Origin of the sequence: Shewanella algicola, from assembly GCF_014648035.1 — a bacterium.
Classification (GTDB): domain Bacteria; phylum Pseudomonadota; class Gammaproteobacteria; order Enterobacterales; family Shewanellaceae; genus Shewanella; species Shewanella algicola.
The window spans coordinates 23,783-43,406 of the sequence record NZ_BMQI01000011.1; the positions used below are offsets into that span (position 1 = coordinate 23,783).

At 41.6% G+C, this 19,624-nt stretch carries 18 protein-coding genes; 3 read left to right on the plus strand and 15 right to left on the minus strand.

The window, feature by feature from the left end; translation table 11 throughout:
- Positions 1-247 precede the first annotated feature (247 nt).
- The 6 genes from adk to IEY42_RS06465 form a co-directional block, all read right to left on the minus strand.
- Positions 248-892: an adenylate kinase gene (adk, locus tag IEY42_RS06440; protein ID WP_188924488.1), complete on the minus strand. Its 645-nt coding sequence runs from the start codon at positions 890-892 to the stop codon at positions 248-250.
- 136 nt (positions 893-1,028) lie between these two features.
- Positions 1,029-1,892, minus strand: a complete 864-nt coding sequence (locus IEY42_RS06445; RefSeq protein WP_188924489.1) for a tetratricopeptide repeat protein — start codon at positions 1,890-1,892, stop codon at positions 1,029-1,031.
- A 65-nt stretch (positions 1,893-1,957) separates the two neighbouring features.
- The gene (gene htpG, locus IEY42_RS06450; RefSeq protein ID WP_188924490.1) at positions 1,958-3,871 is read right to left on the minus strand and encodes a molecular chaperone HtpG; all 1,914 of its coding nucleotides are present in this window, start codon (positions 3,869-3,871) and stop codon (positions 1,958-1,960) included.
- A 289-nt stretch (positions 3,872-4,160) separates the two neighbouring features.
- A complete protein-coding gene (gene recR / locus IEY42_RS06455) occupies positions 4,161-4,760 on the minus strand; it encodes a recombination mediator RecR (RefSeq protein WP_188924491.1) in 600 nt (199 codons plus the stop codon).
- A 208-nt stretch (positions 4,761-4,968) separates the two neighbouring features.
- A complete protein-coding gene (locus tag IEY42_RS06460) occupies positions 4,969-5,202 on the minus strand; it encodes a helix-turn-helix transcriptional regulator (RefSeq protein WP_188924492.1) in 234 nt (77 codons plus the stop codon).
- A complete protein-coding gene (locus IEY42_RS06465; RefSeq protein WP_188924493.1) occupies positions 5,195-5,692 on the minus strand; it encodes a hypothetical protein in 498 nt (165 codons plus the stop codon). Before IEY42_RS06465 ends, IEY42_RS06460 begins: the two co-directional genes overlap by 8 nt.
- 376 nt (positions 5,693-6,068) lie before the next feature.
- Here IEY42_RS06465 and IEY42_RS06470 point away from each other — a divergent pair, with 376 nt between their 5' ends.
- Positions 6,069-6,341 carry a hypothetical protein gene (locus IEY42_RS06470; protein WP_188924494.1) on the plus strand — a complete coding sequence of 91 codons (273 nt, stop codon included), beginning with the start codon at positions 6,069-6,071 and terminating at the stop codon, positions 6,339-6,341.
- 55 nt (positions 6,342-6,396) lie between these two features.
- On the opposite strand, the gene IEY42_RS06475 is transcribed toward IEY42_RS06470, so the two are convergent.
- The 7 genes from IEY42_RS06475 to IEY42_RS06505 form a co-directional block, all read right to left on the minus strand.
- Positions 6,397-6,729: a YbaB/EbfC family nucleoid-associated protein gene (locus tag IEY42_RS06475; protein ID WP_188921788.1), complete on the minus strand. Its 333-nt coding sequence runs from the start codon at positions 6,727-6,729 to the stop codon at positions 6,397-6,399.
- 143 nt (positions 6,730-6,872) lie between these two features.
- Entirely contained in the window at positions 6,873-9,695 is a 2,823-nt protein-coding gene (gene dnaX, locus IEY42_RS06480) for a DNA polymerase III subunit gamma/tau (RefSeq protein WP_188924495.1), read from the minus strand.
- A 149-nt stretch (positions 9,696-9,844) separates the two neighbouring features.
- The gene (apt, locus tag IEY42_RS06485) at positions 9,845-10,396 is read right to left on the minus strand and encodes an adenine phosphoribosyltransferase (protein WP_188924552.1); all 552 of its coding nucleotides are present in this window, start codon (positions 10,394-10,396) and stop codon (positions 9,845-9,847) included.
- A 132-nt stretch (positions 10,397-10,528) separates the two neighbouring features.
- Positions 10,529-10,894, minus strand: coding sequence for a YbaN family protein (locus IEY42_RS06490; protein ID WP_188924496.1), 366 nt, complete (start codon positions 10,892-10,894; stop codon positions 10,529-10,531).
- Positions 10,895-11,270: 376 nt separating this feature from the next.
- The gene (locus IEY42_RS06495; protein ID WP_188924497.1) at positions 11,271-12,029 is read right to left on the minus strand and encodes an HvfC family RiPP maturation protein; all 759 of its coding nucleotides are present in this window, start codon (positions 12,027-12,029) and stop codon (positions 11,271-11,273) included.
- Positions 12,030-12,073: 44 nt separating this feature from the next.
- Positions 12,074-12,922: an HvfB family MNIO-type RiPP peptide maturase gene (locus IEY42_RS06500; RefSeq protein ID WP_188924498.1), complete on the minus strand. Its 849-nt coding sequence runs from the start codon at positions 12,920-12,922 to the stop codon at positions 12,074-12,076.
- Positions 12,923-13,034: 112 nt separating this feature from the next.
- Positions 13,035-13,463 carry an HvfA family oxazolone/thioamide-modified RiPP metallophore gene (locus tag IEY42_RS06505; RefSeq protein ID WP_188921778.1) on the minus strand — a complete coding sequence of 143 codons (429 nt, stop codon included), beginning with the start codon at positions 13,461-13,463 and terminating at the stop codon, positions 13,035-13,037.
- Positions 13,464-13,815: 352 nt separating this feature from the next.
- On the opposite strand from IEY42_RS06505, the gene dusC reads away from it, so the two are divergent.
- Both dusC and IEY42_RS06515 read left to right on the plus strand, forming a co-directional pair.
- Positions 13,816-14,760 carry a tRNA dihydrouridine(16) synthase DusC gene (dusC, locus tag IEY42_RS06510; RefSeq protein ID WP_188924499.1) on the plus strand — a complete coding sequence of 315 codons (945 nt, stop codon included), beginning with the start codon at positions 13,816-13,818 and terminating at the stop codon, positions 14,758-14,760.
- A gap of 140 nt (positions 14,761-14,900) precedes the next feature.
- The gene (locus tag IEY42_RS06515; protein ID WP_229779946.1) at positions 14,901-15,266 is read left to right on the plus strand and encodes a TraR/DksA family transcriptional regulator; all 366 of its coding nucleotides are present in this window, start codon (positions 14,901-14,903) and stop codon (positions 15,264-15,266) included.
- Positions 15,267-15,353: 87 nt separating this feature from the next.
- On the opposite strand, the gene IEY42_RS06520 is transcribed toward IEY42_RS06515, so the two are convergent.
- Both IEY42_RS06520 and ndk read right to left on the minus strand, forming a co-directional pair.
- Positions 15,354-17,873 carry a TonB-dependent receptor plug domain-containing protein gene (locus IEY42_RS06520; protein WP_188924500.1) on the minus strand — a complete coding sequence of 840 codons (2,520 nt, stop codon included), beginning with the start codon at positions 17,871-17,873 and terminating at the stop codon, positions 15,354-15,356.
- 1,203 nt (positions 17,874-19,076) lie between these two features.
- Positions 19,077-19,508 (minus strand): nucleoside-diphosphate kinase, encoded by a 432-nt coding sequence (ndk, locus tag IEY42_RS06525; protein ID WP_188921770.1) that lies wholly within the window; start codon positions 19,506-19,508, stop codon positions 19,077-19,079.
- Positions 19,509-19,624 lie beyond the last annotated feature (116 nt).

Genomic DNA, 19,624 nt, shown 5'->3' on the forward strand with positions numbered 1-19,624 from the left:
AAATTAAGTGTGAAATTAATTGCCTATGGCGACATTCAACGTTGAAAAGTCACCCTCTGCGAAAATGGCGGCAGATTTTATCATAGATAAACGACAATTTTATATTACTTTTAACTTAAATCGCAGTAATTGTTGGGCTTGTCTCACACAGTTTGAACCGACGCAGCACAGGGAGACATTAAGGGGGACAATTTTCAGGCATAAAAAAACCTGCATCAGCAGGTTTTTATGACACATTCACGTATCGCTATTTTAATACGTCAGCAAGTTGTTCACTGACTTTAGACACCGACTGAGTACCGTCAAACTTGTTGTACTGAGTGCGCCCTTCTGCAGCCACTTTGCCATAGTAATCGACTAATGGTTTAGTTTGCTCGTGGTAAATGCCTAAACGCTTACGCACTGTGCTTTCTTCGTCATCTGGACGAATCGCAAGCTCTTCACCCGTTACATCATCTTTGCCTTCCACTTTAGGTGGATTAAACACAACATGATAAACACGACCAGAACCTGAGTGGACACGACGACCGCTCATACGTTTAACGATTTCTTCATCTGGTACATCGATTTCAATGACGTGATCGATCTCAATACCATTCTGAGCCATTGCATCCGCTTGAGGAATTGTGCGAGGGAAACCGTCAAGTAGGAAACCTTTTACACAATCATCCTGAGCAATACGCTCTTTTACAAGACCAATGATAAGGTCATCAGACACTAATTGACCTGCATCCATTACTTTCTTGGCTTCTAAACCTAATGGAGTGCCGGCTTTAACGGCTGCACGCAACATGTCACCGGTTGAGATTTGTGGGATACCATACTGTTCCATAATGAACTGAGCTTGGGTACCTTTACCGGCACCTGGGGCACCCAATAAAATAATGCGCATCTCAAAAGTCCTCTTTTAAGTTTGTGTTCTTTTTAGGGCGGCGATTTTCGCACAAATGCCACACTTTTAATAGCGCTTTTGTTATGACATTAGACCTAAATCTAATAAGGTTTGTAACAAAAACGCTAAGTCATGTTTAATACAGCAAGGTATACAATTTACGGCGATATTGATTGGCTAACGCGTTGCCTTGTCCTATCGCGGTGAGAATTTCCATAAAGGCTTGTTTAACTTGACCGTCTAATGCACCTAAGTCTTTTTGTAAAATAGCAAACAATAACTCTAGGGCTTCTTCATTTCGATGCGCCAAATTTAATGCTTTTGCTAACAAAACAACCGCGTCTAAATTATCAGGTTGTTCTGCAACACTTTGCTGTAACTGACGGATCTCAGGCGTATCGGCAGCATCTTCTGCTAAGGCCAATTTGGCCATTAAGTTTTGATAATAACTGTCTTGATCTGCCAATCCTATCTGAGCCAATAACGCTTTTGCATCCGCTAACAACCCTTGCTGTAAGGCTACATCAGCCATGACTAAGCCCACTTCAGCGGCTTGTTGCGCATTGGCATATACTGTTTTGAGCTGGGTCGCGAGTTGAGTCAGCTCCTCTGCGGTTAATTCACCATCAGCTAACAATTGCTTAATCGCTGCAAACTCTTGTACCCATAATGGCGGCAAATGTTTGTCGAGTAATTCATTCACTTGTTGCTCAGTTTGTACGCCGGCAAATCCATCGATGGGGCGGCCTTTGTCTAGCACCAATGTGGTAGGTAAGTTTTGAATTTGGAAATAATTAGCAATTTCGATTTCTGCTTCACAATCGACTTTTGCCAAAATAAATCGACCCGCCTGAGTTTGTGCTATCTGCTCTAACGTTTGCAGCATCTGTACACTTTCAGGCTGTTGTTGTGCCCAAAATGCCAATACCACCATTTTTTCCATTGAGGTATCGACAACTTGCTGAATGTTTTCTTTAGTTAAATTAATCAGGTAGTCCATAGTGCCCCCGGTAACTGACAAAAACAAAAGCGGACTGACTGTCCGCTTTTACTGTTTAGGTTAGTTTATTTAAAACTGGCCATTAACATCTGGTTGGTGAGCTTAATAAATGCCGACGGATCGGACAGGCTGCCCTTTTCAGACAGCAACGCTTGTTGTAATAACAAGTTAGACCAATCAGCAAATAACTGCTCGTCAGCTTCGTTGTTTAGGCGCTCAACCAATGGGTGCGTAGGGTTGATTTCAAATGTAGGTTTTGACTCTGGCACAGGTTGCCCTGCAGCTTGCATCAATTTAATCATTTGAGTCGACATTTCACCGTCGCCCGTCACTACACACGCAGGGGTGTCAGTTAAACGAGAAGTGACTTTAACATCAGACACTTTGTCTGCTAATGCCGTTTTAATCCGTTCAACTAACCCTTTGGCTTCTTCTGCCACTTTATCTTGAGCTTCTTTATCCGCTTCATCTTCTAGTGAGCCTAATTCAAGGTCGCCTTTGGTCACCGAGTGCAGTTTTTTGCCTTTAAACTCAGTTAAGTGATTAATTAACCACTCATCAATACGCTCAGACATCAATAAGACTTCAATGCCTTTCTTGCGTAATAACTCTAAATGCGGGCTATTAACGGCAGCATCATGGCTGTCGGCAACAATATAATAAATCTTATCTTGGCCTTCTTTCATGCGCTCGATGTACGCGTCTAAAGACACGGTTGTCGCCGCTGAATTGTCGTGAGTAGAAGCAAAACGCAATAAACCTGCAATGCGCTCTTTGTTAGCAAAATCTTCAGCTGGGCCTTCTTTTAATACTTGACCAAACTCAGCCCAAAATGATTGATAAGTTTCAGGATCATTTTGAGCAATTTTTTCTAACATACCTAACACACGCTTAGTTAAGGCCTGGCGTAGGTTTTTGGTAATTTGGTTATCTTGTAAAATTTCACGCGACACGTTTAATGGCAGATCTTTTGAGTCAATTAAGCCTTTTACAAAACGTAAATACGTTGGCATAAATTGCTCAGCATCGTCCATTACAAACACACGTTGTACAAACAGTTTTAAGCCGTGTTTGTGGTCACGGTTAAACAGATCCCAAGGCGCTTTAGCAGGAATATACAATAAGCTGGTGTATTCTTGTTTGCCTTCAACACGGTTGTGAGACCATTTAAGTGCATCGGCGTAATCGTGTGAAATATGCTTATAAAATTCTTGGTATTCTTCGTCTGTAATATCAGATTTATTGCGTGTCCAAAGCGCGGTGGCTTTGTTCATTGGTTTCCAAGAACCTTCAGTGGCAGCAATTTTTTCGCCATCTTCACCTTCTGACTCTGGTTGACCAGCTTCAAACATTTCTACCGGAATAGAGATATGGTCTGAGTATTTAGAAATAATTGAGCGTAAACGGAAGTCATCTGCAAATTCAGTTTCTTCGTCACGTAAATGCAAAGTGATTTCAGTTCCGCGAGTGTTTTTGGTGACGGTTTCAACATTAAATGAACCTTCACCTTCAGACTCCCACAATACCGCTTCGTTTACGGCGTGGCCTGCAGCACGAGTACGTACGACGACTTTTTTCGCCACGATAAAGGCTGAGTAGAAGCCCACACCAAACTGACCAATAAGTTGTGAGTCTTTTGAAGCTTCGCCAGATAAGTTATTAAAGAACTCTTTAGTACCCGATTTAGCAATAGTACCTAAATGTTCTATAACGCCGTCGCGGGTCATACCAATTCCGTTATCAGAAATGGTTACAGTTCCTTTTTCTTTATCTGCACTCACTCGAACGCGTAATTCGCCATCACCTTCGTAAAGCGCATCATCGGTTAATGCAAGGTAGCGTAATTTGTCAGCTGCATCGGCCGCATTTGAGACTAATTCACGTAAGAAAATCTCTTTATTGGAATACAAAGAGTGGATCATCAAATGCAATAGTTGTTTTACTTCGGTTTGAAAGCCATGAGTTTCTTGTTGAGACATGAATAATTTCCCTTGGTGTTACGTTAATACAAAACGAGTGAAGCTATCTACTCGTATAAAAATCTTCGTTAACCAAGAAATGGGGGGCTTTAAACTGTTTTCAAGGGCTGTTGGATTTTATTGCCCAATATTTCACCAACAATAAGTGTTTATCGTTGATTAACACATATTACTAAGTGGAAAATGATTGCTGTTGGCTGTAAGGGGCATATTGCCACAACCAACCTGCCAATATGTGATTGGCAGGCCATCATCAATTTTTATGAGCAGATTATCCAGATATGAGCGGTTAAAGCGGAATGCGGCCGTTAAACGACAAGGCTAACGTGGTGCTGTCGACATATTCTAGTTCGCCGCCCACAGGCACACCGTGTGCGATACGGCTAATGACCACCTTATGACGTCTGGCCATGTCTGCAATAAAATGCGCAGTCGCATCCCCTTCAACGGTTGGGTTGGTGGCTAATATCAGTTCATTGACATCGTCTGAAGCTAAATGGCTCTCTAATAACGCCAGGCCTAACTCTTCTGGTCCAACGCCATCAAGTGGCGATAAATGTCCAAGCAATACAAAATAGCGACCGCTGAAGTGGCCACCCGCTTCAATGGCGAGTACATCGGCCGGCGTTTCAACTACGCAAATCACACCAGCATTAACCCGACGGTGACTTGAGCAAATAGGACACAATTCTTGTTCCGTAAACGTGCGGCAGCTTTGACAATGCCCGACTTCAGACATGGCTTTTTGTAATGAGTCAGCCAGTTTTAATCCGACTTTACGTTCACGCTCTAGCAGTTGAAATGCCATACGTTGCGCCGATTTAGGCCCAACACCGGGTAAACCACGTAAAGACTGGATTAACTCATCAACCAAAGGACTAAATTTCATAAATTGCCAATACCTTAATAAATAAACACTTGTGTCAACTTTGCACCTAAGCCATTGAGCGGCTAACACTATCAATCTAACCCTTTGTGCCAGCAGATAATCGAAGCAAAAAACGAAGCTGAAAGTCTGCATCAAAAATGCTCATGGATTATCATCGTTGCCGAGAGTGATTGCAAAACTTTATATGCTGGCACAGCAATGCGCCAGACTACTTTCCTGAGCGGTAACTAAACACTTGATCAAGCGGCAAGTTAAAGACCTCTGCAATTTTAAAGGCCACTTCAAGTGTTGGTGAGTACTTATTCGACTCAATCGCCATTACCGTTTGCCGGGTCACTCCGATTAGATCAGCCAATTGTTTTTGGGTCATTTCATTATGTAAAAATCGTAACGTACGGATAGAGTTTGAAATCCCAAGTTTTTTGTCAGCAGGATCACTCATATATCTCTCCTGTACGCCCCTTGTACAACTGCACGCCATAGTGTGCTAATTCGGCTAATAAGAATGCGCCCACTAAAATATGCAACGGTAAATGTGGCACACTCGATTGCATAAACTCAAAACCTTGGGCGGCGATATTATATTGAACTAGCGCTAAAATCACCCCTACTTGTAAAATGATGGCACTGTATTTATACCCGACCAAATTAATCTGCTTTTCTCTGACATCCATCGGCCGAGATAATTCATCGTCGCTGATAAACGCCAATGCAATATAACTGACCACCATCAAAACAATTGAGTAAACAATCACCTCAAGTAGCACTGTAGAAAGCCACTCTATGGAGGCGAGTTGCTCTGGTGTGGCATTAAGCAACTGACTTAGGTAAAAGTAACTAATATACCCGGTCACGATAAAATCGACTGATAATGTCACTTCTCTAAAACTGGTCTCTTGTAACCATTGAATCACTTTCTGTTTATTGTCCATGTAAGCCTCAATATACTTGATGTATAAAATCTTTAACTTCACTTATCATAATCCACTACCACCATATGTCAAACATTTTTAACTTTGAGTCAAAAATTAGACACTTTAGGTTGAAGTTTTGATCACAGATAGTGGCTAAAAACACCAAAAAAACCGTCACACATTTAGCAAAATAATTGGTCAGATTAACCATATACTCGCAAAGTAAACCATCGACAGTGCAATAATTTCAATAAGGCGCTGATTTTACAATGTTTTTATTTGGCATGAGGATTGCTTACTAGTTTTATACCCAGTGATAGTGCAACATACTAAATTGAACAGTAAACGCTCACTGATTAACTCATGGAATCATTAAGAATATTAAGGATGTATTATGAAAAAGTTGATTATTATCATTGTCGCAGTGGCGCTTGGTTATCTAATTAATCTCAAGTTTGTCGACATTGCGTATGCAATGGGATTTGCAGAGCTGAAAAAAGAAGCAATATTGATAAACGATCAAAAAATGAAAGTGAAATGTGACTCATATGCCTTCGGTTTTTTTGATGAAATAAAACTCGAAAACAAATTTCAGCAATGTATTAATGATTATCAAGCCCAAGGTTATGTCTTATTAGACGCAGTACCAACTGACTCAGACGTATAACAAAAAAGCTCAAGCATGATGCTTGAGCTTTTTTGCGGGTTGTACCAAACAACGATTAAAACGGCATTTTCATTCCTGGTGGTAATTGCATACCGCCAGTCACTTCGGCCATTTTAGTCTTTTGATTTTCTTCTAAACGACGTGCTGCATCGTTACATGCTGCAGCAATTAAGTCTTCTAGCATTTCTTTGTCATCTTCCATTAAGCTTGGGTCGATTTCAACTTTGCGGACATTGTGGCTGCCAGTCATTGTCACTTTCACTAGGCCAGCACCGGCTTCACCAGTCATTTCGGTACGTGCAATTTCTTCCTGCACTTTTGCCATTTTGTCTTGCATCATTTGGGCTTGTTTCATTAAATTGCCCATTCCGCCTTTTCCACCAAACATAGTCGTCTCTCTCTAATTGAGGTTGTTAGCAAGTCGCCATAGTGGCGCTAATCTTACTGAAAAAAATTTGATTGGCAATCTAGGCTGAGCATTTTTGAGATGAAGATATGTTCATTTCAACCTAAATTATGTTTTACTGAACATTATTGAACCGTTATTTGAGCAATGTCTTGGGCTATTTGCGCCAATTGCTCGGGTGGGTATTCAATACTGTCACTGTCTAATTGTGCCGATAAACGCTGGATCATCCACTGGGTATTATCATCTTGCAATATTGACTGCTCGGCCTGGGCAATTAATTCACGATGAAAGCGTTTACGTAATTCTAACGGTGTTTCACGGTTTGCAACAACACCAATTTGGATTTGCACCTCGATTGGCTGCTGTAAATATTCTGTTAGTGCAACTTGTAATTGATCTATCGCTATCGGCGCTGACAAATGCTTTTGATCAGGTTTTAGCACTAACATGATTGAATTGGAGTGCGCTTGAAAAACTGAGTTAACCCCGAGTTGACGAACGCGCCCACCGACTGATACATGGGTCATCACTTTATACCAATGTAAATCAAGCTCATTTCCTTCAATACTGTGGGGCGTAAAAGGCACTAACTCTGTCGTTTGTTCCTTTGCTGACGCTTGCGCTGTATTCATTAATGGTTGGGCATCAATATGCTGATTGACTGCAACAGATGCATTAACTTGAACATCAACTTGGGTGCTCTGAGGCTCTGCCTCAGGCTTTGCTGCAACGTCGGCAAAGGCGGTAATCTCTTCACCTGGCTCTGGTTTTACCCAGGGTGCTCTATCTTGCAATACTGTGGGCTGTGATTGCGTATTACTCGGCTCAACTGTTGCCGATATTACCTGCGTAGGGCTATTTGACACAGGCTTTACTGGCGCGAGGCTTTCAATCTCAGCTGGCGATTGTTGTGGCGTCACTTGAGGGGCTGCTTGAAGGGATATGTGAGACTCAGAGGCTTTGGCTTTGGGGCCAAAAGAAGTCTTAGTGGCGCTAGATGCTTTACTGGCGCTTTGCTCTTTTTGTTGCAACGCATCGACATCGGCAAGCAGCGAATCACGGCTAGCTAATACCATATCCAAAAAGTCTAAGGTATCTGCTTGTGAGTCTTCTGTTTCATTGACCTGTGCAGTTTGATCTGTATTAGACTCAGCTTCAGCGCCAGCGGATGGTGTAACTTGCTGCTCTGGAACAATTGCATCAAATGTCCCCTGATCATTTTGCGCCGAATACGCTAAATAATCATCATGATCAGAAGGCTGATAATCTGCGTCTTGGTCGAAATCGTTAAATGAATAGCCATCAAATGGGTCCGCGTTTGAGGCAGGTTCAATAACGGCTTCAGTATTCAATTGAACACTGACTTCAATAGGTTCTGCTTTAGGCTCAGTATGAACAACTGGCTTTTCAAGCGTGTTATTGTCCTCTTGGGCTTCGCTCGTGAGTGGCTCTGGCTTTAACGTATCTGCCTCTACAGCATCTGTCTTAGACGCCTGTTGTGCATCATTCAACGTTGGGGCGCGCTCAACTTGCGACTGATAGCCCAAACTTTCGGCCTGACTCACCAATAAACTTTGTTCAGCACTTAAGGCAGGGTCAGTTGATTCAAGTTCATCATCTTCTGCACTAATAGACTCGGGCGGTTGAATCATGGCCTCTTGAGCATTGTTATCCGAATGTTTATCCGCAATCGGGCTTGGTGACTCAATGATCTTGGCACTCGTCTCATCAGATTGAGTATCCGCCGATACAGATTGGCTAAGTGCTGCGGCGTTATTAGGCTTTGGGCCTGTATCTGCGACCTCGTGCGTTGCTGATAAATCAATCGCGGCAGCAGATGTGGTAACCCAACGTTTCACTTGTTTTTCTGGGGTAAATGCAACAGCCCGCAATAAGGCCATTTCAAGACCCGACTTAGGGTCTGGTGCAAAGGCCAAATCTTTACGGCCATTGAGTAACATTTGATAATACAGCTGCACTTGTTCAGGTGCTAATTGCTGAGCAAAAGCTAAAATTTGCTCGGCAAAGAGTGATTGCTGAGCGGCCGCAGGTGCAAATTGAGTCAAGGTAATTTGGTGCAGTAACTCTAACAAACTCCGCAGAACTTCTTCTGCGTCTGCGCCAAACGCTAGCACTTTGGCGACCATTTGCATTAATGGGCCAACATCGGCATCACACAAGGCTTTTAATAAAGCAATAACATGCTGTTCATCAATACTGCCCAACATGGTTTGCACTTGCTCAAGCATCACCTGGCCGCTACCAAACGCTATCGCCTGGTCGGTTAAACTCAGTGCATCACGCATACTGCCGTTGGCGGCTTTAGCTAACAAGGTTAAGGCTTGTTGTTCAAAGGGCAATTGCTCTTGAGTGATAACAAATTCAAGCTGTTGGCTAATTTCTTGTTGCGATAAACTTTTCAGATTAAATTGCAAACAACGCGACAAGACCGTGACCGGTAATTTATGCGGGTCTGTGGTGGCCAGTAAAAATTTTACGTGCTCTGGTGGCTCTTCTAAGGTTTTTAATAAGGCATTAAAACTGCTGCGCGATAACATGTGCACTTCATCTATGAGGTACACCTTAAAGCGGCCACGTGATGGGCGGTATTGCACGTTGTCGAGCAACTCGCGGGTATCATCCACTTTGGTACGGGACGCTGCATCGACCTCAATTAAATCGACAAAACGGCCTTGAGCAATTTCAATACAACTTGAACATTCACCACATGGATTTGCAGTGACGCCGGTTTCACAATTAAGTCCTTTGGCAAACAGTCGCGCTAAGCTGGTTTTACCGACCCCGCGGGTTCCGGTAAACAAATAAGCATGATGAAGACGTTGCTGACTTAATGCATTAGTGAGTGCCATGAGTACATGGGACTGACCAACCATTTGTTCAAATTTAGCTGGACGCCATTTGCGGGCGAGCACTTGATAAGACATGAAAATCCCCACAGAGAGCCATCGGGAGTCAATCCCATTAAAGGGGATAACAATAACATGCCAAGGGCTGGCATGCTATTGTTGAGCAGAGTTTTGATACGCTTTACAGCAGTTAACTGCCTAATTAATTAGCAGTTATTATAATCTTGCTATTCGCCATCAAACTCACACAAGCTTAATACTTCAATCCCTAACCCTTGCAGACGCTTTTCGCCGCCAATTTCAGGTAATGAAATAACAAAGGCTGCATGCCCTACTTCACCGCCAAGCTCACGAATCAATTTTACTGTGGCTTCAATGGTGCCGCCAGTCGCTAATAAATCGTCGATAACTAACACTTTGTCGTTGGCATTAATCGCATCTGTATGAATTTCTAAGGTGTCTTTACCGTATTCTAATTCATAAGTTTGACTAATCGTTGCACGTGGCAATTTACCTGGCTTACGAACAGGAACAAAACCAACACCAAGTTCTAACGCTAAAGGAGCACCAAACAAGAAGCCACGCGCCTCTGTGCCGACCACTTTAGTGAAACCTTTTGATTGATAGTGAGCCACTAAAATCGCAATAGTGGCTTTATACGCTTCAGCGCTTTCTAACAAACTAGTAACATCACGGAACATAATGCCTGGTTTTGGATAATCAGGAATGGTTTTAATGCTGTTCTTGATAAGCGCTAAACTGTGTTGGTTCATCATAATAAGTTAACTCTGTTTAAAAGTGATTACGCAATAAAAAAGTCCACGTTATGGGTGGACTCTGGTAAAAATTCTGCTTTGATCTTATGCCCGTTTGAATTCAGTTGCAACTGTCATGCATTAACTGCTGATTTATTATTCTAACTCTGGGATCTGCCACAAAAAAAATAATAAAACGAGCATCATGCAAAGCAGCATAATTTTAACCCACACCAGCGGCACAATAATGATACTAATAAAAAAGCTAAGAGCACTCATTATCATGGCTTTTTTCTTAAGTGGTCGACTCAACGCGCGTTTGGACTGCCATTGATGAATGCCCTCAGCAAACCAAGGGTGAGTCACTAACCAATTGTGCAAGCGGTCATTTGAGCGCGCAAAGCAAAAAGCAGACAATAAAATAAATGGCACTGTAGGTAATAACGGCAATGCAATACCGATTAACCCCAATACCAAGCTGCATAAGCCAATAATAAGAAAAAAACCACGTCTTAACGCCATTGGTGCCCTCGCCTAAAACAAAAAACCACTCTATCAGAGTGGTTTAATAAGGCAATATCATTACAAATTAACCTGAAGTGAGCGTTAAATTAGACCTGTTACTTTCAACCATGAAAGCGTCGCTGGCAACGTTGGAATCAAAAAAACCAAAATAAAACCAATGAAATAAAAGATGTTAAACGGGTCTTTAAACGGCTGACTCATGATAATTCCTAAATGTAAGGTGATATTGTGACGGTAATCGCTCGGTAAGTGTATTTCGTTAACCACATTATTTAACAGGAAGACACAAGCCTTTTGCGTGAGGAATGTCACAAAAAGTGGCTTATTTTAGACACATATTAATAAAATAAAAACCTTAAATTTAATACGTCTATTATGCAGTAGTTGCTGTAACAATAATGCCTTTTTGTGCTAACTGTTGTAATAGCGGTATACAACCAGATAACAGTGATTCCGCCGACATTTGCGGATAATGTTCTGCCAGCCACTCAACAATGATATCTATGTTAACCCGTTGAACTTGCGATGTTTGTTCTATATACGCTAACACTTGTGCACTTAATGGCGTTAATTGTAAAAAGGCCACTTCGTCATGAACATCGCGATATACGCAAAAAAAGTTGGCTTGTTCTGTTGGCTCTATTGGTTGGTAGTCAACACTAATATGTTGAACATCAAACGCATATTGAGCCACCTTTGCACTCGGCGCTAAGCATAAGTCATGCTGTTGAACATCGTCACCAATGAGCTGTTGTGACGGAGCAATATCTGGTGCAACGGCAGCGCATAATTCTAACCACTCATAATGTGCAAGCTGCAACATAAACACAGGGTCATCTTCTGTTAATTGATATTCATGTTGTAAAAATGCCAAAAACTCACCAGCTATTTCGACAAATATTGGGGTTTTGCAGTCATGTGTGGCAAAAAATTGTTGTACGAGAGCCTGCCATTTATCATCGTGATACAAGCTTTTTAATACCGGAAAAGCACTGGCAACAAACCCTGAGATATTATTAAAAAATAAGTCTCGGTATACCTTCATCCGCCGTGGTTCAATACCCTCAGGCATAGGTAAACTGGGGTCGCGAATGTAATCCATAAACTGTTGCTGTACTTCAATAAATCCCATAATGTGTCCTTAATGAGTAATTCAGTGTCAATGAAGTTCAACGCTTACTTAGTCTCGCTAAGTGCAGCGTGTTGATATTGATGAATTTGATTGATTTCGTTTAATAACACTTCAGTTTTAGGAATATTAAAATCTCGCTCTAACAAAGTCGGATGCACGCCATGTAGTTGATAACATTGTTGCAATAGCGCCCACACAGGATCAATCACATCAGCACCATGGGTATCAACCATTAAGTCAGCCGCTTCTTCGTAATGGCCAGCAATATGTAAATAGGCAATACGTTCGCTCGGCATCGCCGCCAAAAATGCACTGGCATCATATTGATGATTTATCGCATTAACGTAAATATTGTTCACATCGAGTAGCAGTTTGCAGTCAGCTTCTTGCAGCACAGCATTCACAAAGGCTTGCTCGCTCATTTGCGCACCTGGAGCGGCATAAAAAGACACGTTTTCAAGAATAAATGGTCGCTCGAGGATGTCTTCGACTTGGTTAATCCGCCTAGCGGTATGGGTTACGGCTTCATCTGTAAAAGGAATCGGCATCAAGTCGTACATATGCCCTGCACCCGAACAGTAACTTAAATGTTCTGAATACACTTCTATATTATGGCTGTCTAAAAATTGCTTAACCTGTTTAATAAATTGAGTATCTAGCGCTTCAGGGCTTCCAATTGATAACGACAACCCATGGCAAAAAAATCGATGCTGCTCAGTTAGCTGCCTAAACTGACGTGCAAACTTGCCACCTAAAGTCATCCAATTTTCTGGTGCAACCTCAAAAAAGTTAATCGCCGGCGGCACATGCTGGCAAAACTCATCAAGCATTTCACGGCGCAAGCCTAAACCAACACTGGCTTGATTAAGTGGGGGGTGTTGCACATTTGACATAATGCGTCCTTAAACCATAAAACTGAGATAAAATTAAGGCCTGAAACTCAGGCCTTAATTGTGTCAGATAAGCATAAGCATTATCAAATGCTTATGATCAACTTATAATGGGTTACTTCTGACCACCACATTTACCTTCACCACACTTACCTTCTTTGGCTTTTTCTGCAGACTTTTTCATGTCGCCACCGCATTTGCCTTCACCACATTTACCTTCTACTGCTTTTTCAGCAGACTTTTTCATGTCGCCGCCGCATTTGCCTTCACCACATTTACCTTCTACTGCTTTTTCAGCAGACTTTTTCATGTCGCCACCACATTTGCCTTCACCGCATTTACCTTCTTTGGCTTTTTCAGCAGACTTTTTCATGTCGCCACCGCATTTACCTTCACCGCACTTACCTTCGCCACCATCTAATTGGTAGCCAGCGGTTAATTGTTCGAATCCAAATGGGTTAGCTTGTACTTCAGCAGAAAAGCCAGCAGTCATCACAACAGCACCTAACGCAACAGCTACAGTAGTTTGTTTGATAGAGTTCATAATTATTGTCTTCCTCGTGTTTTGATTATGTATTGGTGGCCAACATCATTGCCGGCTTGGTTATAAAGACCTGCAGTATGTAAAATTAATTTCAAAATAAATGAAAAAATGTGAAAAAAGTCACCCTAACTGCAAGCAATCCCTGCTAGGAGTGCACAAAATTAACACAAAAAATACTACTGATATACCAGTAACACACTATTAACAAACCTGATCACCATGATTAATTAATTTATTAATCAATAATATAATTGAAATTAAACACCTAACCCTTGTTAATCATGTTAACGATGCTGCTATCGCGAATTAAACACGGTAAAATAGCGCACTTTTTTATTCAGTAAGGTGTATTGTGCGCGTAATTTTAGCTCCGATGGAAGGTGTGGTTGATGACCATATGCGTGATATTTTATCTGCCATTAACCCGTTTGACTTAGTAGTCACAGAGTTTGTGCGGGTGGTTAATCAGTTATTACCCGAAAAAGTCTTCTATAAATTATGCCCAGAGTTGCTTAATGACGGACTGACTCCAGCTGGCACGCCTGTTAGGGTGCAATTACTCGGACAAGAACCTGAGTGGATGGCGCAAAATGCAATAAGAGCCATTGAACTGGGCTCTAATGGCGTTGACGCTAACTTTGGTTGCCCGGCTAAAACGGTTAACAAGAGTAAAGGTGGCGCGGTATTACTGCAGTATCCTGAAAATATTCATAACATCGTTAAAGCCATGCGCGACGCAGTGCCAAGCGAGCAACCGGTCACCGCTAAAATACGCTTAGGCTACGAAGATAAATCCTTATTTATGGAAAACGCCTTAGCCGTATATGAGGCCGGCGCTACAGAGCTGGCCATTCATGCCCGCAGCAAAACTGACGGTTATAAACCACCTGCTTATTGGGAATACATCACCGAAGTGCGTAAACGTCTGCCTATCCCGGTTATTGCTAATGGCGAAATTTGGAATGCCGCTGACGCACAACGATGCATGGATGTCACAGGTTGTGACAGTGTGATGATTGGCCGCGGGGCGATTTCATTACCCAATTTGGGTGACACCATCAAAACCGGCGCCGCGCCCTACACCTGGCTCGAAACACTCACATTATTAATGAATTACACTGAAAAAGAGCTTATTGGACGTAAGTCTGATTATTATCCTTCACGTATTAAACAGTGGTTTAGTTACCTAAATCGTCAATACCCTGAAGCCGATGCTCTATTTCGTGAATTACGGATATTTAAAACCACTGAAGAAATCGTCAAGGTACTGCAGCACGCACATCAAACCTTACGCTAATCGCCTTTTCAATCAGGCTGCTAGACTAATTAGGAGCCTGAATTGAAAAATCCCCCATAGAATTGATCTTAGTCATAACCTGCAGATTTTTTGTGCTTAGAATAGAATTTCTAGTGAAAAAATCGTAAAGGTTACCTCCGTTGCACAACTACCTGGACATTCAGCAAAAATTACAACTGCTTGAACTCAAGCTTCGTCGTGAACTATTGCTTATTATTAAAGATGTCTCTCCTGACTCTGCAGAGCTTGCTCAAACAGCGACTCTTGAAGATATTATTGATTATATGCCGAAAGTTAAGCTTGCGAATACGGAGTTGTTTACTCAGTTAATGAAACTCGATGCAGCTTTATGCCAATTAGACTTGGGCTTGTACGGTTTATGTTCTGATTGTGAAATGGACATCGAGATAAGTCGATTAATTGAGGATCCAACTGAGCAGCGATGTGCGAGTTGTCAGCGTAAATATATGAGAGAGCATCGACTCGAGCTACGTTTAAGTCACTAAGGTCTGATATTCGAGCTAAATAAAAAGCCTGCAACAATGCAGGCTTTGTTGTCTTTCAGTACCCAATGGGCACTATTTAGGTATTAATTAAAACTTAACGCTGACACCACCGTAGTATTGGCGACCCACAGTGTCATACACTTCTGGTACCGTACCACCATCGCTGCCGTTAGACACACTTGACGGCTCTTCATCAGTGAAGTTTTTCACACCAGCACTTAAGGTAATCATTTCAGACACATGGTAAGTACCAGCAATGTTGTGATAAAGCACTGCATCAACATCATCACCCGTACCTAGGTCTTCCATTTCACCAATATAACGGTTCGAATACATGACGTTCCAATCATCTTGGCCCGCTTGGATATTGAAGTTGTTACGCACTTCAGCATAAGCACCAAAGTTACCGTCGATCATATTCGTATAATCTATGCCTTCTTGCTCAAAGTTCAGCAAATAGGTGGTATCGTTGTTGATTTTCCAATCTAGCGATAATGCACTAAAGCTGTAAGCTAAGTTAAAGTCGATACCACTGGTATCTTGACTACCAACGTTAGTTAGTGAGCTTGTCAGATTGGTTAAATCACCATTGGCACCAATATTAAAGGTTTCACATGATGAAGATGAAGCATCTGCATAACAAGCATCTAGACCCGCTTGAACATCTAAACGAGTAATCGCATTAGTGACTTTAAAGCGCCAGTAATCAAGTGTTAGCGATAAACCTTCAACGTAACTAGGTGAGTAAACTAAACCTGCTGTATAAGAGTCTGACTCTTCTGCTTGTAAGTCTTCATCTGAAGTATAACGAACCAAGATTTGTGAATCTTGCTCATTACCCCATGGATCTTCTAAGTAGTCATAAGAACCCGTGTCTCCGCCATATAGTTCGCTGATACTCGGCGCACGGAAGCCTGTTGCAGCAACACCACGAAGCATTAAATCATCGGTTGCTTCATAGGTTAAACCGATTTTCCATGTAGACGCTTTACCAAATGTTGAATAATCGTCATAACGCAGTGCAAATTCACCGGTTAGTTTATCGGTGAACGGAACGCTCACTTCTTGGAAAACCGAGATTACATCATAGTTGCCATCTGTTGCATCTTGCTGTGCAGCTGTACTGTCTCCGGCAACGGTAACTGGATCTGGGTTGTAATAACCACTTTCATAACGGTATTCAGCACCAATCGCAAACGCAACTGTACCTGCGCTCACGTCAAATAAATCACCGTTTAAACCCGCAGAGAATACATGTTGTTCATTACCACCATCTGCATTGTCGGTATAGCTGATGTCATCAACAATATCCGATGTTAATGCATCGCCGCTGAACCACTCATCTTGATTTGCATAAACTGACTCAGACAAGTTTGTCGCATTGATTGAGTTTGCAACACTAGACTCTGCTTTGTTCTTACCATAAGTGTAAGCAACATCCCAGTTCATACCATTATTAATATCAAGCTCACCAGCAAGCCCCGCTGAGATACGGAATGTATCGGTATCTTGTGAATAAATACGTGGGCCAGCATCGGTAGTACGACGACGATATTCAACACGACCAGTTTCATCAGCTGAAATACCCGCATCTGTCATCGCATCAGTCAATGTGACACATGAGCTATCTGCATTACTGTCGCACACATCTAGCATAACTGATGCTGGTTGCGGTGCTAACTGTTGATCAGATTTACGTTTTGTGTAAAGCGCATCAGCGGTTAACACGATGTCATTATCGAGCTCTTGAACCATATTGGCAAACAAGCTGTAACGTTCGTTTGGTGTTTGGTAGTAGCTGCTCGTAGTGTAATCATAACCGGTTGAACGATCTTCCCAACTGCCGGCACCGTCTTGCACCATGCCATCGAGTGAGCCCGTAGGAAGATAAGAACTGTAGCCCGGCTCAGTCCAATCACGATCAGATTGAATGACGCCTTCACGCTTTGAATAAGCCGCACCAAATGTGTAATTACCGCTATCGGTATTAAATCCATATAAACCGCTTATTTCACCGGTTTCACCATCGCTTTCGCTAGTGCTACTGCCGTTAAGGTCTAATTGGAATCCTTCGAAGTCTTTTTTGGTGATGATGTTAACCACACCTGCAATGGCGTCTGAACCGTAAACAGCTGATGCGCCATCTTTTAAAATCTCAACGCGTGCAATCATTGCTACGGGAATAGAGTTTAAATCCACAGAGCTGTCAGCACCTGAGCCTGAGTTCACCATACGACGGCCGTTTAGTAGCACTAACGTACGTTGAGAGCCCATGCCGCGTAAGTCAACTTGAGCAACACCATCTGAACCATTGTTTGAACTAGAACCTAAAGCGGCACCGGCCATTGAAGTTTGAGCCTGAAGTAACTCATCGACAGAGGTAAAACCTTCTGCACGAATTGCTTCGGCAGAGATAACGGTTACAGGTGATGCTGTTTCCATATCTTGTCGCTGAATACGTGAACCAGTGACTTCGATACGTTCAACCTTTTCTTCATCTGCCGCGATAACAGCAGAAGAAAATAAACCTGTTGTTGCGACACTTGTTGCTGCTACAGCTAATAAACTGCGGCGTATTGCCTTGGCAGTTAATGTTACTGAACTCATGAAAAACTCCCTATTCTTGGAATTAAATAAAACAAGTTGTTATATTTTTAATTATTAATAATCGGCCTAGCCAATTACCAAAAACATTATTAATGAATAAAAAACCTTTCGTCAACAACGGCAACATGTAAATAAAACGATAACAAAATAAAATAACATAATTAATTTGACTAAAATAATAAATAATAAAATCATAAATTTAGGTGCATTTTAATGTTATTGTTGTTTTTGTGTTATTTTTATAAATTAAAAACAATACAAATAGAAAACCATAAGAACACAAATGAAAGATCTGTAAAAAACAAAAAAAGTACACTTGCAACAATATGAATACAATTAACCACAAAATGTATCTATCATTGCTTTTGTAAATTTAATTAAATTATTATTTATTTGAACTAAAAAACAGCAAGTTTGTCTTTATGACCCACTGATTATTTATTCACAAAAGAACTTAAACGTATTCTATACGCTTATTTTTATTCAAAATATGTTAATAAATACTGTAAACAGCTTATTCAAACAGTCAAAAACATTAAGTAAACCGTGTATAAATGCAGCAATTTATCTCGCAACATTCAACAAACGGCTCGTTTATCGCTCAAAAACTGACATGATAAACACAACAAATTGATAACATTTAATGGTTAAAAAATCTCGTAAAGAATAAATAGATCAAAGTAACTAAAGCAGCGACTTGAGCGGCTCAACTGTACAGTTAATCAAGCCCCTATGCATTAACCAACTCAGTTAACCATCCCTTCGCCTTTGTGAGTTCGAAACTCAAAGATCAACTGCAAGAAAAGGCAAAACATCATCAAGCTGAATCTCAATACTGCTGTTAACTATTGAGTGTTATAAGTTGAATGCTAGATGAGTGAAATTAATAAGTAACAACACAGAATGCGTCCAGCTGTGTTAATTAAGGCGTTACAGTGTCTTAATGGTTGTTCCCTATTAAATAGCGAGAACGCAGAGCAAAAGCTGCTGAGCATTCCTTTCAGGCGAGTTTGAAAGTGCTTAAACTGTCGCTGAGTCATCATTTATTAACCCGCAATGGTATGAATGCTGCATTTGAGTGATGCTTGTAGGAGCTTGATGACAGAAAGTTGATGGCTGAGCGATGGAGTTAACATGTTCATTGTTATTGTTAAATACAAAAAAGGAGCCTTGAGGCTCCTTTTATCATCTTACAAGCGGAGATTAACGAGTGCGTGGGCACACTTCTTCAGCGCTGAAGAAGTAAGCAATTTCACGTGCTGCTGATTCAACTGCATCAGAACCGTGAACTGCGTTTTCGTCGATGCTTGCAGCGTAGTCAGCACGTAAAGTGCCACGAGCAGCTTCAGCAGGGTTAGTAGCACCCATGATTTCGCGGTTAGCTAGTACTGCATTTTCGCCTTCTAACACTTGAACCATTACTGGACCAGAAGTCATGAAAGACACTAAAGCACCAAAGAAAGGACGTGCGCTGTGTTCAGCGTAGAAGCCTTCAGCTTGTTCTTTCGAAAGGTGAACCATTTTAGAAGCAATGATCGTAAGACCTGCTGATTCAAAACGGTTATAAATAGCACCGATGTGGTTTTTTGCAACTGCATCTGGCTTGATAATAGAAAATGTGCGTTCGATCGCCATAACTAGCTTCCTTAATGTGAGCAAGTTTAAAAAATTCGCGCGGATTATACGTAATTTTACTGAAAATGCCTAGCCTTATCAGCATCGACAATCACATTTCAGCATTTGTTGAGGTT

Excerpts from the sequence above, each read along its gene's own strand:
- IEY42_RS06505 (WP_188921778.1), bottom strand. The coding sequence starts at position 13,463 with ATGAACTCTATCAAACAAACTACTGTAGCTGTTGCGTTAGGTGCTGTT.
- IEY42_RS06465 (WP_188924493.1), bottom strand. The coding sequence starts at position 5,692 with ATGGACAATAAACAGAAAGTGATTCAATGGTTACAAGAGACCAGTTTT.
- dnaX (WP_188924495.1), bottom strand. The coding sequence starts at position 9,695 with ATGTCTTATCAAGTGCTCGCCCGCAAATGGCGTCCAGCTAAATTTGAA.
- htpG (WP_188924490.1), bottom strand. The coding sequence starts at position 3,871 with ATGTCTCAACAAGAAACTCATGGCTTTCAAACCGAAGTAAAACAACTA.
- adk (WP_188924488.1), bottom strand. The coding sequence starts at position 892 with ATGCGCATTATTTTATTGGGTGCCCCAGGTGCCGGTAAAGGTACCCAA.
- IEY42_RS06520 (WP_188924500.1), bottom strand. The coding sequence starts at position 17,873 with ATGAGTTCAGTAACATTAACTGCCAAGGCAATACGCCGCAGTTTATTA.
- IEY42_RS06460 (WP_188924492.1), bottom strand. The coding sequence starts at position 5,202 with ATGAGTGATCCTGCTGACAAAAAACTTGGGATTTCAAACTCTATCCGT.
- IEY42_RS06490 (WP_188924496.1), bottom strand. The coding sequence starts at position 10,894 with ATGGCGTTAAGACGTGGTTTTTTTCTTATTATTGGCTTATGCAGCTTG.
- recR (WP_188924491.1), bottom strand. The coding sequence starts at position 4,760 with ATGAAATTTAGTCCTTTGGTTGATGAGTTAATCCAGTCTTTACGTGGT.
- IEY42_RS06445 (WP_188924489.1), bottom strand. The coding sequence starts at position 1,892 with ATGGACTACCTGATTAATTTAACTAAAGAAAACATTCAGCAAGTTGTC.
- IEY42_RS06500 (WP_188924498.1), bottom strand. The coding sequence starts at position 12,922 with ATGTCAAATGTGCAACACCCCCCACTTAATCAAGCCAGTGTTGGTTTA.
- IEY42_RS06470 (WP_188924494.1), top strand. The coding sequence starts at position 6,069 with ATGAAAAAGTTGATTATTATCATTGTCGCAGTGGCGCTTGGTTATCTA.
- ndk (WP_188921770.1), bottom strand. The coding sequence starts at position 19,508 with ATGGCGATCGAACGCACATTTTCTATTATCAAGCCAGATGCAGTTGCA.
- IEY42_RS06495 (WP_188924497.1), bottom strand. The coding sequence starts at position 12,029 with ATGGGATTTATTGAAGTACAGCAACAGTTTATGGATTACATTCGCGAC.
- IEY42_RS06475 (WP_188921788.1), bottom strand. The coding sequence starts at position 6,729 with ATGTTTGGTGGAAAAGGCGGAATGGGCAATTTAATGAAACAAGCCCAA.